Source organism: Streptomyces sp. NBC_01288 (genome assembly GCF_035982055.1).
GTDB lineage: Bacteria > Actinomycetota > Actinomycetes > Streptomycetales > Streptomycetaceae > Streptomyces.
This window is the reverse complement of record NZ_CP108427.1, coordinates 8019431-8034883: the sequence shown is the minus strand read 5'-3', so window position 1 is coordinate 8034883 and position 15453 is coordinate 8019431. Positions and strand designations below refer to the sequence as shown.

The window sequence follows — 15453 nt, the reverse complement described above, 5'->3', positions numbered from 1 at the left end:
TCTCAGTTCACGTCCCTCAGCCGAAGAAGTTCCGTACGTGCTCCAAGCCGTCGACCAGTGCGTCGATCTCGGCCGGCGTGGAGTACAGATAGAACGACGCTCGCGTGGTCGCAGGAATTCCGTAGCGCAGGCAGACCGGTCGGGCGCAGTGGTGTCCGACCCGGACCGCGATGCCTTCCTCGTCCAGCACCTGGCCCACGTCGTGCGGGTGGATGTCACCGAGCGTGAACGAGATCGCCGCGCCCCGGTCCTCGGCCGTGGTGGGGCCGATGATCCGCAGGTCGGGGACGTCCAGCAAGCGCTTCACCGCGTACTCGGTCAGCGCGTGCTCATGGGCGAGGATCTTGTCCATGCCGATCGCCGACAGGTAGTCGATGGCCGCACCGAGACCGACCGCCTGGGCGATCGGCGGGGTGCCCGCCTCGAACTTGTGCGGGGCGGGAGCGTACGTCGACGAGTGCATCGACACGGTCTCGATCATCTCGCCGCCACCCAGGAACGGGGGGAGGTCTTCGAGCAGCTCCTGGCGGCCCCAGAGGACGCCGATGCCGGTCGGACCGCACATCTTGTGGCCGGTGAAGGCCACGAAGTCGGCCTGGAGGGCCTGCACGTCCAGCGGCATGTGCGGCGCGGCCTGCGAGGCGTCGATCAGGACCAGGGCCCCGACCTCCTGCGCGCGGCGCACGATCTTCTCGACCGGGTTGACCGTGCCGAGGATGTTCGACACCAGGACGAAGGAGACGATCTTCGTCTTCTCCGTGATGATCTCGTCGATGTTCGAGAGGTCGAGGCGGCCGTCGTCCGTGAGGCCGAACCACTTCAGCTTCGCGCGCGTGCGCTGCGAGAGCAGCTGCCACGGCACGATGTTGGAGTGGTGCTCCATCTCGGTGATGACGATCTCGGTCTCGTGGTCCACGCGGTAGGGCTCGTCGGCCCAACCCAGCATGTTCGCAACGAGGTTGAGCGACTCGGAGGCGTTCTTGGTGAAGATCACCTCGTCGCGGCTGGGCGCGTTGATGAACGTCGCGACCTTGTCGCGCGCGCCCTCGTACAGCGCCGTGGCCTCCTCGGCGAGCACATGCACACCGCGGTGGACGTTGGCGTTGTAGCGCTCGTAGTACTCGTTCAGGGCGTCGAGCACCTGGCGCGGCTTCTGCGAGGTCGCCGCGTTGTCCAGGTACACAAGCTTCTTACCGTCGTGAACCGTGCGGTCCAGGATGGGGAAGTCCTTGCGGAGCGCCTCGGTGTCGAGGAGGCCGGAAAGCCCCTGGCGGGCCACTGTCACGCTGATACGCCACCCTTCGTGTAGGCCTCGTAGCCCTCGTTCTCCAGCTTGTCGGCGAGTTCGGCGCCGCCGGACTCGACGATCCTGCCGCCGGAGAAGACGTGCACGAAGTCGGGCTTGATGTAGCGCAGGATGCGCGTGTAGTGCGTGATCAGCAGGGTGCCGACCTCACCGGTCTCGCGGACTCGGTTGACGCCCTCGGAGACGACGCGCAGGGCGTCGACGTCCAGGCCGGAGTCGGTCTCGTCGAGGATCGCGATCTTCGGCTTGAGCAGCTCCAGCTGAAGGATCTCGTGGCGCTTCTTCTCACCGCCGGAGAAGCCCTCGTTGACGTTGCGCTCGGCGAAGGCCGGGTCCATGGAGAGGCGCTCCATGGTCTCCTTGACCTCCTTCACCCACGTACGCAGCTTGGGGGCCTCACCGCGGATGGCGGTGGCGGACGTACGGAGGAAGTTGGAGACGGACACACCGGGGACCTCGACCGGGTACTGCATCGCGAGGAACAGGCCGGCGCGGGCGCGCTCGTCGACGGACATCTCCAGGACGTCCTCGCCGTCGAGGGTGACGGTGCCGCCGGTGATCGTGTACTTCGGGTGGCCCGCGAGCGAGTAGGCGAGGGTCGACTTGCCGGAGCCGTTCGGGCCCATGATGGCGTGGGTCTCGCCCTGCTTCACGGTGAGGTCGACGCCCTTGAGGATCTCCTTCGTGGCGTTGTCGGCCTCGACGGTGACGTGCAGGTCGTGGATTTCAAGCGTTGCCATGGGTTCCTCAGGACTCCTGGGTGAGGGAGGCGCGTACGTCAACGAGGACGCTGCCCCCTTCGATCTGTACGGGGTAAACGGGTACGGGGCGCGTGGCGGGAAGGCCGGACGGCTTGCCGGTGCGCAGGTCGAACGCGGAGCCGTGCAGCCAGCACTCGATCTGGCAGTCCTCCACGTCGCCCTCGGAGAGCGAGACGTTCGCGTGCGAGCAGATGTCGTTGATCGCGAACACCTCCCCTCCGGTCTTCACGACCGAGACCGGCGTGCCGTCGAGTTCCACCCGCTTCGGGGTGTCCTCCTCCAGCTCGTCGAGGCCACAGGCGCGTACGAAGGTCATCAGACCGACGCCTCCAGCTCCGCGTCGATCTTCTCCAGCAGCCGCTCCTGGATGTCGGCGACACCGATCTGCTGGACCAGCTCGGCGAAGAAGCCGCGGACCACCAGGCGTCGGGCGTCGTCGGCGGGGATGCCGCGGGCCATCAGGTAGAAGAGCTGCTCGTCGTCGAAGCGGCCGGTCGCGGAGGCGTGTCCGGCGCCGACGATCTCGCCGGTCTCGATCTCCAGGTTCGGCACGGAGTCGACGCGGGCGCCGTCGGTCAGCACGAGGTTGCGGTTCATCTCGTACGTGTCGGTGCCCTCGGCGGTGGCCTCGATGAGGACGTCGCCGATCCACACCGCGTGGGCGCCCTCGCCCTGGAGCGCGCCCTTGTAGACGGCGTTGGACTTGCAGTGCGGGACGTTGTGGTCGACCAGGAGGCGGTGCTCCTGGTGCTGGCCGGCGTCCGTGAAGTACAGGCCGAACAGCTCGGCCTCGCCGCCGGGTCCGGCGTAGGCCACGCGCGGGTGCAGTCGTACGAGGTCGCCGCCGAAGGTGACGACGAACGACTTGAACGTGGCGTCCCGGCCGATCAGGGCGTTGTGCTGGCCGACGTGCACGGCCTTGTCGTCCCAGTCCTGGACGGAGACGACGGTGAGCTTGGCGCCGTCGCCGACGATGTAGTCGACGTTGGCGGCGAGGACCGCGTCACCGGTGTGGTCGATGACGACGACGGCCTCGGCGAAGGCTCCCAGCTCGATGACCTGGTGGCCGTAGGCGACGCCGCCCTCGCCATGCACGACGATGCGGATCGGCTCGGTCAGGACCGTCTCCGTGGGGACGGTGACGACCGAGGCCTTCTCGAAGGACGAGTAGGCCTGCGCGGCCACGCGGTCCACCGGGGTGCCGGCCTTGCCGAGTCGCGCGTCGTCACGGCCGACGGTCTCCACGGTGACCCCCTCGGGGGTCCCGATGGCGACCTTCACGCCGTCGCCGGTGGCGACCGCGGTGCCGTCGTGCAGCCCGCGCAGGCGCTCCAGCGGGGTGAACCGCCACTCCTCCTCGCGGCCGTGGGGGACCGGGAAGTCCGCCACGTCGAAGGAGGGGGGCGCGCTCATGCGCGTGGCGACGGTCGACTCGGCGGCCACCGCGATCGATCCGGCGGTGGTGGAAGATCCCACCGTGGAGTTCTGAGCCTCAGCCATGGCTGTCGTAGTGCTCGCTTTCTGTGATCAAGAAGTGTGCCGGCAGACGGTCGCGGTCAGCCGACCGAGCCTTCCATCTGGAGCTCGATCAGCCGGTTGAGTTCGAGCGCGTACTCCATCGGCAGCTCCTTGGCGATCGGCTCGACGAAGCCGCGCACGATCATCGCCATCGCCTCGAACTCGGTCATGCCCCGGCTCATCAGGTAGAAGAGCTGGTCGTCGCTGACCTTGGAGACGGTCGCCTCGTGGCCCATGGACACGTCGTCCTCGCGGACGTCCACGTACGGGTACGTGTCCGAGCGGGAGATCGTGTCGACGAGCAGCGCGTCGCACAGCACGTTCGACTTGGAGCCGTGCGCGCCCTCGCCGATCTCGACGAGACCGCGGTAGGACGTACGACCGCCGCCGCGCGCCACCGACTTGGAGACGATGTTGGAGGACGTGTTCGGCGCCATGTGGACCATCTTGGAGCCGGCGTCCTGGTGCTGGCCCTCGCCCGCGAAGGCGATGGAGAGGGTCTCGCCCTTGGCGTGCTCGCCCATCAGGTAGACGGCCGGGTACTTCATGGTGACCTTGGAACCGATGTTGCCGTCGATCCACTCCATGGTCGCGCCCTCGTACGCCACGGCGCGCTTGGTGACCAGGTTGTAGACGTTGTTCGACCAGTTCTGGATGGTCGTGTAGCGGCAGCGGCCGCCCTTCTTCACGATGATCTCGACCACCGCGGAGTGCAGGGAGTCCGAGGAGTAGATCGGCGCCGTACAACCCTCGACGTAGTGCACGTAGGCGCCCTCGTCGACGATGATCAGCGTCCGCTCGAACTGGCCCATGTTCTCCGTGTTGATACGGAAGTAGGCCTGGAGCGGGATCTCGACGTGCACGCCCTTCGGCACGTAGATGAAGGAGCCGCCGGACCACACGGCGCTGTTCAGCGACGCGAACTTGTTGTCACCGACCGGGATGACGGTCCCGAAGTACTCCTTGAAGAGCTCCGGGTGCTCCTTCAGCGCGGTGTCGGTGTCCATGAAGATGACACCCTGCGCCTCAAGCTCTTCGTTGATCTGGTGGTAGACGACCTCGGACTCGTACTGCGCGGCGACACCGGCGACGAGGCGCTGCTTCTCCGCCTCCGGGATGCCGAGCTTGTCGTACGTGTTCTTGATGTCCTCGGGCAGGTCCTCCCAGGACTCCGCCTGCTTCTCCGTGGAGCGCACGAAGTACTTGATGTTGTCGAAGTCGATGCCGGAGAGGTCGGAGCCCCAGTTCGGCATGGGCTTCTTCTCGAACAGGCGCAGGCCCTTGAGACGGAGCTTGGTCATCCACTCCGGCTCGTTCTTCTTGCCGGAGATGTCCCGGACGACGTCCTCGTTGATGCCGCGCTTGGCGGAGGCACCGGCCACGTCGGAGTCGGCCCAGCCGTATTCGTACGTGCCCAGACCTTCAAGCTCGGGGTGGGCGGTCTCCTCGATGGGGAGCGTCATGCGGGGTTCCTCCCGGCGGTACGTGCAGATGAGTCAGATGGATCGGAAACGGTCTTGGAATTCTTCGGGATAAACGTGGTGCACACGCCGTCGCCATGGGCGATGGTGGCCAGTCGCTGGACATGGGTGCCGAGCAGTTGGGAAAAGAGCTCGGTCTCCGCCTCGCACAGTTGCGGAAACTGCTCGGCGACATGGGCGACCGGGCAGTGGTGCTGGCAGAGCTGCTCACCGACCGGTGCGCTACGCGCCGTAGCAGCGTACCCGTCCACGCTCAGGGCCTTGGCCAGGGCTTCCGCGCGGTTCTCGGGCGCGGCGGCCTCGACGACCTTGCGGTAGGCGATGGCCTGGGCCGCCATGCGGTCGCGGGCGAAGGCGACGACGGCCTCGTCCCCGCCCTCACGCTGGGCGATCCAGCGCAGCGCGTCCGCGGCGAGCTTGTCGTAGGACTGGTCGAAGGCGTCACGGCCGCAGTCGGTCAGGGCGAACACCTTCGCGGGGCGGCCGCGCGTACGCGCTCCGTAGACCCGCTGCTCACGTGCTTCCACGACGTCGTCGGCGACGAGTGCGTCGAGATGACGGCGTACGGCGGCCTGGGTCAGCCCCAGCCGACCGGCGAGGTCGGTCACGGTCGACGGGCCGTGGTCCAGGATGGAGCGCGCGACGCGGTTGCGGGTGGACCGCTCACCGGTCGCGAGTTCCTCCTGCGGAGCCTCGCCAACGTTTTTCACAACGCCATTGTTGCGTAATTCCTCAGAGGCAGGCAACCCGCGTCCGGCGGACGGACGGTGCGCTGCATCACTTAGGCATACCTAATCTGACCTGCGGGAACGATCTTTGATCGATCAATTCACTGGCGTCACCGACCCCCTTCGAGGACACTCCACGACCATGCCGACACCCCCTCCCACCGGCCCACTTGTCACCCGGGACACAGTCGCCGCACAACTGCGCGAACTGGGCGTGCGCCCCGGCGAGACCCTCCTCGCGCACACCTCCCTCAGCTCCCTCGGATGGGTCTGCGGAGGCGCCGTGTCGCTCGTCCAGGGACTCCTCGACGCCATCGCCCCGGACGGCACCCTGGTCGTCCCCACCCAGACCGGCGACCTCTCGGACCCGGCCCAGTGGGGAAACCCGCCGGTCCCCCGCGAGTGGTGGGACACCATCCGCACGTCCATGCCGTCCTACGACCCCCTCGTCACGCCCTCACGAGGCGTCGGCATCGTCCCGGAGACCGTGCGCACCTGGCCCGGCGCCGAGCGCTCCGCGCACCCGCAGACCTCCTTCGCGGCGATCGGTCCCCGCGCGGGCGAGATCCTCGACGGCCACGCGACCGACTGCCGGCTCGGCGAGCGCAGCCCGCTGGCCCGCCTGGAGGGCCTCGACGCGCGCGTGCTGCTGCTCGGCGCGGGCTACGACGCCTGCACGAGCTTCCATCTCGCCGAGTACCGCATAGCCTCCCCGCTGGTCCAGGTCGGCCGCCCCGGTGCGGACGGCTGGGAGACGGTGACCGAGGTGTCGATCACCTCCGACCACTTCGACGAACTGGGCCACGACTTCGAACGGGACCGTCCGGTCCTCCGGGGGAAGGTGGGCGCGGCCGACGTACGCCTGTTCCCGGTGGCGGACGCCGTGGCGTACGCGGAACGGTGGCTGCCGCTGCACCGCCCCCGTGAGGAGGAGATCCCGTCCGGGGGAGATCCCGCACCCGCCCGCCTGAGGCGCGGGCCGCGTACCTAGACTCGGGCCCATGCGAAGTGAGCCCGTGGTCCAGGTCCAGGCCCTGGTGAAGCGGTACGGCACGAAGACCGCGGTGAACGGCCTCGACCTGGTGGCCGATGCGGGTGTCACCGCCGTGCTCGGTCCCAACGGGGCGGGCAAGACGACCACGGTCGAGACCTGCGAGGGGTACCGGAAGCCGGATTCCGGCACGGTGCGCGTCCTGGGCCTCGACCCGGTCCGCGAGTCCGCCGCACTGCGCCCCAGGATCGGCGTGATGCTCCAGTCCGGCGGCGTCTACTCGGGCGCCCGCGCCGACGAGATGCTCCGCCACATCGCCGAGCTGCACGCGCACCCGCTGGACGTGGACGCGCTCATCGAACGCCTGGGGCTCGGCAGTTGCGGCCGCACGACGTACCGCCGACTGTCCGGCGGCCAGCAGCAGCGCCTCGCACTCGCGATGGCCGTCGTAGGCCGCCCGGAGTTGGTCTTCCTGGACGAGCCGACGGCGGGCCTCGACCCACAGGCCCGCCGCGCGACCTGGGACCTGGTCAGAGACCTGCGCACGGACGGCGTCTCGGTCATCCTCACGACCCACCACATGGACGAGGCCGAGCAGCTCGCCGACGACGTGGCGATCATCGACGCGGGCAAGGTCATCGCGCACGGCTCCCCCGAGGACCTGTGCCGGGGCGGCGCCGAGAACACGCTCCGCTTCGGCGGTCGTCCCGGCCTCGACGTCGGCTCCCTCCTGAAGGCTCTCCCGGCCGACTCCACGGCCGTCGAACTGACCCCGGGCTCCTACCGCGTCGGCGGCAAGGTCGACCCGCAACTGCTCGCCACGGTCACCTCCTGGTGTGCGCAGCACGGGGTGATGCCGGAGAAGATCTCGGTCGAACGGCACACCCTGGAGGACGTTTTCCTGGAGCTGACCGGCAAGGAGCTGCGCTCATGACGACGACTGTTCCGGGGACCTACACCCCGCGGCCCGGGGCGGCCCCGCTCCCCCGCATGATCGCGGCACAGGCGGCCCTCGAAACGAAGATGCTCCTACGGAACGGCGAGCAGCTCCTCCTCACGGTGGTCATCCCGACCCTCCTGCTGGTCCTGTTCAGCTCGGTGGACATCGTCGACACCGGCAAGGGCAAGTCCGTCGACTTCCTCACCCCCGGCATCCTGGCCCTCGCCGTGATGTCGACGGCGTTCACGGGCCAGGCCATCGCGACGGGCTTCGAGCGCCGCTACGGCGTCCTGAAGCGCCTCGCGTCCTCGCCGCTCCCCCGCTGGGGCCTGATGACCGCGAAGACGGCGGCGGTGCTGGTCACGGAGATCCTCCAGATCATCCTGCTGACGGCGATCGCCTTCGCGCTCGGCTGGTCCCCGCACGGCAACCCCTTCGCGGTCTTCCTCCTGCTGATCCTGGGGACGGCGGCCTTCTCGGGCCTGGGCCTGCTGATGGCGGGCACCCTGAAGGCGGAGGCGACGCTGGCCGCCGCGAACCTGGTGTTCCTGCTGCTGCTCGTCGGCGGCGGGGTCATCGTGCCGATGGACAAGTACCCGTCGGGGGTTCAGGACGCGCTGGGGCTGCTGCCGATCTCGGCACTGTCGGACGGCTTGCGGGACGTGTTGCAGCACGGGGCCGGGATGCCGTGGGGCGACCTGGGGATCCTGGGCGTGTGGGCGGTCGTGGGGCTGGCGGCGGCCGGGACGTTCTTCCGCTGGGAGTGAGCGCCGTACTCCGACGCCGGGGACCCTCGTGAACGCGTGCACAAGCACCCCCCTACGATGGTCCCCGTGCCAAACGTGACCCCCGCCGACGTCGTAGCCGCCGCGCGCAACCCCCTCGCCTTCATCGCCGCACGTTGGACCCCGGATCCCCGGACGGTCCGACGGGCCGCTCTCGCCGCGCTCGTCATGTCGGTGGTCATCGTGGTCACCGGCGGTGCCGTGCGGCTGACGGGTTCCGGGCTCGGCTGCCCGACCTGGCCCAAGTGCACGGACGACTCGCTGACCACCACCAGCGCGATGGGCTTCCACGGTGCCATCGAGTTCGGCAACCGGATGCTGACGTACGTCCTGTGCGCCGCCGTCGGCTGGGCGATCATCGCCGCGCGCTCGGAGAAGCCGTACCGCCGCACCCTCACCCGGCTGGGCTGGGCGCAGTTCTGGATCGTGATGAGCAACGCGATCCTCGGCGGCATCGTGGTGCTGGTCGGCCTCAACCCGTACACGGTCGCGGCCCACTTCCTGCTCACCACGGCGCTCATCGCGGTCGCCGCGCTGATGTGGCAGCGCAGCCGGGAGGGCGACGGGGAACCCAAGCCGCTGGTCGGCAAGGCCGTGCAGCAGCTGGTGTGGTTCCTGGTCACCGCCTCCGTGCTGCTGATCGCGGTCGGCACGGTGGTCACCGGCGCGGGCCCGCACGCGGGCGACTCCAAGGAGGTCGAACGGATCCCGATCGACTGGGAGACGGTCGCCAAGCTGCACGCGGTGCTCGCCTGGATCGTGGTCACGCTGACGTTCGCCCTGTGGTTCGTCCTCAAGGCGGTCGACGCCCCCAAGGGCCCCCTGGACCGCACCCGCGACCTGTTCCTGATCCTGCTCGCCCAGGGCGTCATCGGTTACGTCCAATACTTCACGAACCTCCCCGAGGCCCTGGTCGGCCTGCACATGTTCGGCGCCTGCCTGGTGTGGATCGGGGTGCTGCGGGTGCTGCTGTCGCTGCGCGAGCGGCCGGAGGTCGTGGCCGACCTGCCGGGCCCGTCGGTGGAACAGTCACTGCCCACGCGCGCGTGAAGCGTCACCCGTAATAAATGGCTCACCCGTAGCGCGTCACCAAGTCGTCGATCGCCGGGCCCAGATAGGCCCGGGTCAGCTCCGCCCTGCGGTGGAGCCAATCGCCCTCTACGGAGGCGGCGGACGGGACCGTGTCGTCGTAACGCCGCCGTACGACGTCCTCCACGACCTCCACCGGAGCGCCGAGCGCGGGCAGCAGGTCGAGGGCCTCGCGCTTGGTGATCAGGCGGCCGTCCCGTCTGGTGACGGTCGCGCGGGCGAAGGTGGTCAGGCCCACGTCGACCCAGCCGTTCTCAAGCCAGATCTGCGGCTTGTCGACGGCCGGCCGCCAGAACTCCCGCTGGTCCCGTACGACGAACTCGGCCAGTTCCTGGTCCGTCACGGCCGGCAGCAGGTCCTTCGGTGATCCGCCGTGCAACACCCGCCCGAATTCGTGCAGTTCACGTCGTGTGACCGGCGTGACGGGCCGGCGGGTGACGTGGTCGTGGGCCCAGGTGAGATGGCGCTGGTTCGGGGCGTCCTGCGTTCCCGGGGCGAGGTAGCTGCAGTGCAGCCGGACGGCGAGGGGATCGGTGCGCAGCCCGCGGTGCAGGGCGACGAGTTGTCGGGCGGTGCTCGGCTTGAGGGGATGGTCGAGGATGGCTATCAGGTCCAGGTCGCTGCGGCCCTCCTGGTAGTCGCCCCCGCCGAGCGAACCGTGGGCCCACACGGCGACAGGCTCCAGGGGGGCCAGTTCGTTCAGGAAGCGGTCGAGCAACGCGTCGGTCGGCATGGGCCCAGTCTGTACAGCTCACTCCAGCCCGTACACCCTCTTTGCGTTGCCGACCGCGATCAGTCCCGCGACCCGTTGCGCGTCGGCCGGTGACCAGGCCCCCTCGGCGACCCAGGTACCGAGCACCCGCGCGAGCGCCTCACGGAACAGCCGCGCTCCCACGACGTGCAGTTCGGGCAGTCCGTGGGCCCCGCTGGAGAAGAGGATCTTGCCGAAGGGGGCCAGTTCCAGGATCTCGGCGAGCACGGTCGCGGCGCGGGCGCCGGTGCGGACGAGCGCGGCGCCGGAGTCGGCGTAGACATGCGGGAAGACGCCGGCGAGGTGAGCCGCGTGCCGGTGGTACGGATAGCTGTGCAGCAGCACCAGGTCCGTGCCGAGGCCGGCCGTCGCCCGCACGAAGTCGGTGAGCAGGACGGGGTCGGTGCGGTCGATGCGGACGCCCGGTTCGCCCAATCCGGCGTGCAGTTGGAGCGGCAGACCGGACGCCACGGCGATCCACAGCAGATGCCGTAGCAGCACCGGGTCGCTGAGCGTTCCGCCCACCCTGCGCCCGGCCAGCCAGCGGGCCGCCGCGCCCCGCACCTCACCGGACCCGGGCGGTTCGGGTGCGAGGGCGAGGCCGTGCCGTACGCCCGCCACGGAGGTGAAGGCGACCGCGCTGCCCGCCGCGCCGTGGACCGACTCGGCGAGGTTGGCGAGGAAGGACTCGACGGTGCCGGAGGTGTCGGCGACCTGTTCGGCGAGGAGTTCCAGGCGGACGATCTCCCGGGCGTCCGCCTGGCCCGCGGTCGCCATCTCGGCGGGTCCTGTGAGGTCGCCGGGCAGGCCGGTGTCGATCAGATACGTCGTGATGCCACTGCCGCGCAGCAGCCTGCGGCCCGCTTCGAGTACGCCGAGTTCACGGCGCCGGGCGAGATAGCGGGCGGGTGGGCAGTGCGGCTCCAGGCCGAGCAGGGGTGGGCACCATCGTCGTACGGCGAAGCCCGTCTGGGTGTCGAAGAGGGTGGTGCCGGCTGCGGGTGGGCCCTCGGTGCGGGCGAGTTGGGCCTCGAAGGTGCCGAGGCCCAGCTCCGTTCTCAGGACGCCGTGGCAGTACTGGTCCACGAGGGACGTCGTTTCGATCATCCGGACTCCCCGTGGCTGGACCGTGTGTTCCTGAGGTCCTAACGGGTGAATCGGGTGTGAGGTGTTGCTGGGACACACCCCGTGTGAGGGGACGCCAGGAGGGAGGGGTGCGGGTTCGTCAGCGATCTACGGTTCGTTGTGGCTGGTCGCGCCCACGCGGCGGAGCCGCAGATCGATACAGCCTCGCGCCCCTTTGGGGCGCTACCCGCCCACCTGGATGCCTGCCATGCGCTTCCACTCGTACGGGCCCGTCTTCACCTTGGCCGCGAACTCGCCGTCGAAGTTCTCATGGACGGTGATCCCGGACTTCTCGACGGCCTGCCGGGCGATCTCGTAGGTCGTGGCGACCAGGTCGCCCCAGCCGCCGTCCTCGCCGACGAGGACGATGCGGGCGCCGCGTTCGCCGATGTACGCGACCTGGGCCTCGGCCCCGCCGTGTGCCTTGGAGAAGGTGCCGATCTGCTGGGCGAGGCGGGCCACCTGGCGCTCGGCCTTCGCGTCAACCTGCTGCGTGTCTGCCATGGCCAGGATGCTACCGATGGGTAGATCGAACGGCGACGGGCGGGGTGAGTGACTCCTACCTCAGGAAAGGGTCCACCGCGATCGACACGAACAGGATCGACACATAGGTGATCGACCAGTGGAACAGCCGCATCTCCTTGAGCTTGCCGCCGGTCACCTCGCCCTTGGCGCGGTTCTGGAGGCCGTGGGCCTCCCAGAGCCAGAAGCCGCCGGCCAGGAGCGCGACCGTCGTGTAGAACCAGCCCGTGTAGCCGAGCAGGGGCAGGAGCAGCGAGATGCCGACCATCGCCCAGCTGTAGAGGACGATCTGGCGGGCGACGACCTTGTTCGAGGCGACGACCGGGAGCATCGGAACGCCCACGCGCGCGTAGTCGTCGCGGACCTTCATGGACAGCGGCCAGTAGTGCGGCGGCGTCCAGAGGAACATCACCCCGAAGAGGATGATCGGCGCCCACGACATGGAGTCCGTGACGGCCGACCAGCCGATGAGCACCGGGAGGCAGCCGGCGATGCCGCCCCACACGATGTTCTGCGAGGTACGGCGCTTGAGGATCATCGTGTAGACGACGACGTAGAAGAGGAGTGCTCCGAGCGCGAGCCAGGCGGACAGCCAGTTGACGGTCAGGCCGAACATCAGCGTCGAGATGACGCCGAGCGAGATGCCGAAGGCGAGGCACTCGCGGGGGCTGACCATGCCGGTGACCAGGGGGCGCTGCGAGGTGCGGTCCATGAGCGCGTCGATGTCGCGGTCGATGTACATGTTGAGCGCGTTGGCGCCACCGGCGGACAGATAGCCGCCGACGCAGGTGAGGAGGACCAGCTTGAGGTCCGGCACACCCTGCTGGGCCAGGAACATCACCGGAACGGTGGTGATCAGCAGCAGCTCGATGATCCGCGGCTTGGTCAACGCCACGAACGCCATGACCCGGGCCCCGATCGGCCGCCGGCTCGGGCTCTGGCTCGCCCCGACAATCCCCGCTGGACGGGATTCAACGGCCGTCACGCACACCCCTGACAGAGACATCCCAGCAAGCCTTCGGGTGTGAACTCCCCGTAAAGGCTCACGCGTACCACGCCACTGTAGACGTTGCCCAGACCCGGACATTCGCGGGGGTGGGGTCGTGTTGGACGGCACCCCCGGAAGAGCTGATCGCCACTCTGTTGAGCACTCGAACGAGCACCTCCGTATTCAGTTGCCGAATGCGAAACGGACCAGTCGGGAGGCGGATCCGCGAGACTCCCGGCAGTCTGGAATGACTCGAAAAAATGCACGTTCTTACGGGGGTAGGCTCGACAACGGCCGGTGGGCGCCGCGTGCACCGGCATTCGACATGCGTGACATGTGGAGAGGAGCCCTGACCCAGGGTGAGCACCAAGCCGACCACAACAGACCTCGACTGGACCGAGTTGGACCAGCGCGCGGTGGACACCGCGCGCGTCCTGGCAGCCGATGCCGTACAGAAGGTCGGTAACGGCCATCCCGGTACGGCGATGAGCCTGGCCCCGGCCGCGTACACCCTCTTCCAGAAGGTGATGCGCCACGACCCCGCCGACGCCGACTGGGTGGGGCGCGACCGGTTCGTACTGTCCGCCGGTCACTCGTCCCTGACCCTCTACACGCAGCTCTACCTGGCCGGGTTCGGCCTGGAGCTGGCCGACCTCGAAGCGTTCCGCACATGGGGCTCCAAGACTCCGGGGCACCCCGAGTACGGCCACACCACCGGCGTGGAGACGACGACGGGCCCGCTGGGCCAGGGTGTCGCCAACGCGGTGGGCATGGCCATGGCCGCCCGCTACGAGCGCGGCCTGTTCGACCCGGACGCCCCGCAGGGCGAGTCCCCGTTCGACCACTTCATCTTCGCGATCGCCGGTGACGGCTGCCTCCAGGAGGGCATCTCCGCGGAGGCGTCCTCCATGGCGGGCCACCAGGAGCTCGGCAACCTCGTCCTCCTGTGGGACGACAACCACATCTCCATCGAGGGCGACACCGAGACCGCGGTCTCCGAGGACACGGTCAAGCGCTACGAGGCCTACGGCTGGCACGTCCAGCGCGTCGCCCCGAAGCCGGACGGCGACCTCGACCCGCACGCCATCTACAACGCCATCGAGGCCGCGAAGAAGGTGACGAACAAGCCGTCGTTCATCGCGATGCGCTCGATCATCGCCTGGCCCGCGCCGCACGCGCAGAACACCGAGGCCGCGCACGGCTCGGCGCTCGGCGCGGACGAGGTCGCGGCCACCAAGCGGGTCCTCGGCTTCGACCCGGAGAAGTCCTTCGACGTCTCCGACGAGGTCCTCAAGCACACCCGCCAGGCGCTGGACCGGGGCCGCGAGGCGAAGGCCGCGTGGGACCCGTCGTACCAGGAATGGCGCACCGCCAACCCGGAGCGGGCGGCCGAGTACGACCGCATCCGCGCGGGCGAGCTGCCGGCCGGCTGGGAAGAGCAGCTTCCCGCCTTCGAGACGGGCAAGTCCGTCGCCACCCGTGCCGCGTCCGGCAAGGTGCTCCAGGCGCTCGGCGCGGTCATCCCGGAACTGTGGGGCGGCTCGGCCGACCTCGCGGGCTCGAACAACACGACGATCGACAAGACGTCGTCGTTCCTCCCGGCGGACAACCCGCTGCCGGAGGCGAACCCGTACGGCCGCACGATCCACTTCGGCATCCGCGAGCACTCCATGGGCGCGGAGCTGAACGGCATCACGCTGCACGGCAACACGCGCGCCTACGGCGGTACGTTCCTCGTCTTCTCCGACTACATGCGCAACGCCGTACGACTGTCGGCGCTGATGCACCTGCCGGTGACGTACGTGTGGACGCACGACTCCGTCGGTCTCGGCGAGGACGGCCCGACCCACCAGCCGGTCGAGCACCTGGCCTCGCTGCGCGCCATCCCGGGCCTGAACGTGGTCCGCCCGGCCGACGCCAACGAGACGGCCATCGCCTGGCGCGAGGTCCTGCGCCGCTACACGAAGGTCTACGGCGAGGGCGCTCCGCACGGTTTCGCGCTGACGCGCCAGGGTGTGCCCACGTACGACGCCAACGAGGACACCGCCAAGGGCGGCTATGTGCTGTTCGAGGCGTCCACGGGTACGCCCGAGGTGATCCTCATCGGTACGGGTTCCGAGGTGCACGTGGCCGTCGAGGCGCGTGAGCAGTTGGAGGCCTCCGGGGTTCCGACGCGGGTCGTGTCCATGCCCTGTGTGGAGTGGTTCGACGCGCAGGACCAGGGGTACCGGGACAGCGTGCTGCCGCCGTCCGTCAAGGCGCGGGTCGCGGTCGAGGCCGGGATCGGTCTGACCTGGTACCGGTTCGTCGGGGACGCCGGTCGCATCGTTTCCCTGGAGCACTTCGGGGCTTCCGCCGACGGCAAGGTGCTCTTCCAGGAGTTCGGCTTCACTGCCGAGAACGTGGCCGAGAAGGCCCGGGAATCCATCGCCGCCGCCCAGAGCTGACGCTGACAAACGACACGTAGG

The 15453-nt window shown here is 69.1% G+C and carries 15 protein-coding genes; 5 read left to right on the top strand and 10 right to left on the bottom strand.

The annotated features are described in order from the left end of the window. Nucleotides 1–16: 16 nt before the first annotated feature. Genes OG194_RS36070 through OG194_RS36045 form a run of 6 tightly spaced genes read right to left on the bottom strand, consistent with a single transcriptional unit; the run spans nucleotide 17 to nucleotide 5776 of the window. Nucleotides 17–1285, bottom strand: a complete 1269-nt coding sequence (locus OG194_RS36070; protein ID WP_327404946.1) for a cysteine desulfurase — start codon at nucleotides 1283–1285, stop codon at nucleotides 17–19. After that, nucleotides 1282–2046 (bottom strand): Fe-S cluster assembly ATPase SufC, encoded by a 765-nt coding sequence (gene sufC / locus OG194_RS36065; protein WP_093625398.1) that lies wholly within the window; start codon nucleotides 2044–2046, stop codon nucleotides 1282–1284. Before sufC ends, OG194_RS36070 begins: the two co-directional genes overlap by 4 nt. A 7-nt stretch (nucleotides 2047–2053) precedes the next feature. Then, nucleotides 2054–2386: a bifunctional 3-phenylpropionate/cinnamic acid dioxygenase ferredoxin subunit gene (locus OG194_RS36060; protein ID WP_327407329.1), complete on the bottom strand. Its 333-nt coding sequence runs from the start codon at nucleotides 2384–2386 to the stop codon at nucleotides 2054–2056. Beyond that, nucleotides 2383–3567 carry a Fe-S cluster assembly protein SufD gene (gene sufD / locus OG194_RS36055; RefSeq protein ID WP_327404945.1) on the bottom strand — a complete coding sequence of 395 codons (1185 nt, stop codon included), beginning with the start codon at nucleotides 3565–3567 and terminating at the stop codon, nucleotides 2383–2385. The genes OG194_RS36060 and sufD overlap by 4 nt, the downstream gene beginning before the upstream one ends. Nucleotides 3568–3623: 56 nt before the next feature. Then, a complete protein-coding gene (gene sufB / locus OG194_RS36050; RefSeq protein WP_019060529.1) occupies nucleotides 3624–5048 on the bottom strand; it encodes a Fe-S cluster assembly protein SufB in 1425 nt (474 codons plus the stop codon). Further along, entirely contained in the window at nucleotides 5045–5776 is a 732-nt protein-coding gene (locus OG194_RS36045; protein WP_327404944.1) for a helix-turn-helix transcriptional regulator, read from the bottom strand. Before OG194_RS36045 ends, sufB begins: the two co-directional genes overlap by 4 nt. Before the next feature lie 160 nt (nucleotides 5777–5936). Here OG194_RS36045 and OG194_RS36040 point away from each other — a divergent pair, with 160 nt between their 5' ends. Genes OG194_RS36040 through OG194_RS36025 form a run of 4 tightly spaced genes read left to right on the top strand, consistent with a single transcriptional unit; the run spans nucleotide 5937 to nucleotide 9560 of the window. Further along, nucleotides 5937–6785 (top strand): aminoglycoside N(3)-acetyltransferase, encoded by an 849-nt coding sequence (locus OG194_RS36040; RefSeq protein WP_327404943.1) that lies wholly within the window; start codon nucleotides 5937–5939, stop codon nucleotides 6783–6785. 10 nt (nucleotides 6786–6795) lie between these two features. Further along, entirely contained in the window at nucleotides 6796–7719 is a 924-nt protein-coding gene (locus OG194_RS36035) for an ABC transporter ATP-binding protein (protein WP_327404942.1), read from the top strand. Continuing rightward, nucleotides 7716–8492: an ABC transporter permease gene (locus tag OG194_RS36030; RefSeq protein ID WP_327404941.1), complete on the top strand. Its 777-nt coding sequence runs from the start codon at nucleotides 7716–7718 to the stop codon at nucleotides 8490–8492. The genes OG194_RS36035 and OG194_RS36030 overlap by 4 nt, the downstream gene beginning before the upstream one ends. Before the next feature lie 57 nt (nucleotides 8493–8549). Next, on the top strand, nucleotides 8550–9560 hold the full coding sequence (locus tag OG194_RS36025) for a COX15/CtaA family protein (protein WP_327404940.1): 1011 nt from the start codon (nucleotides 8550–8552) through the stop codon (nucleotides 9558–9560). Nucleotides 9561–9582: 22 nt separating this feature from the next. On the opposite strand, the gene OG194_RS36020 is transcribed toward OG194_RS36025, so the two are convergent. From OG194_RS36020 to OG194_RS36005, 4 genes are all read right to left on the bottom strand, one after another. After that, nucleotides 9583–10332, bottom strand: a complete 750-nt coding sequence (locus OG194_RS36020) for a nucleotidyltransferase domain-containing protein (RefSeq protein WP_327404939.1) — start codon at nucleotides 10330–10332, stop codon at nucleotides 9583–9585. Between the two features lie 18 nt (nucleotides 10333–10350). Beyond that, the gene (locus tag OG194_RS36015; RefSeq protein ID WP_327404938.1) at nucleotides 10351–11457 is read right to left on the bottom strand and encodes an amidohydrolase family protein; all 1107 of its coding nucleotides are present in this window, start codon (nucleotides 11455–11457) and stop codon (nucleotides 10351–10353) included. Between the two features lie 201 nt (nucleotides 11458–11658). After that, nucleotides 11659–11979, bottom strand: coding sequence for a hypothetical protein (locus OG194_RS36010; RefSeq protein WP_327404937.1), 321 nt, complete (start codon nucleotides 11977–11979; stop codon nucleotides 11659–11661). Nucleotides 11980–12034: 55 nt separating this feature from the next. Further along, a complete protein-coding gene (locus OG194_RS36005; protein ID WP_327407328.1) occupies nucleotides 12035–12988 on the bottom strand; it encodes a heme o synthase in 954 nt (317 codons plus the stop codon). A 356-nt stretch (nucleotides 12989–13344) separates the two neighbouring features. Here OG194_RS36005 and tkt point away from each other — a divergent pair, with 356 nt between their 5' ends. Then, nucleotides 13345–15432, top strand: coding sequence for a transketolase (gene tkt, locus OG194_RS36000; protein WP_327404936.1), 2088 nt, complete (start codon nucleotides 13345–13347; stop codon nucleotides 15430–15432). Nucleotides 15433–15453 lie beyond the last annotated feature (21 nt).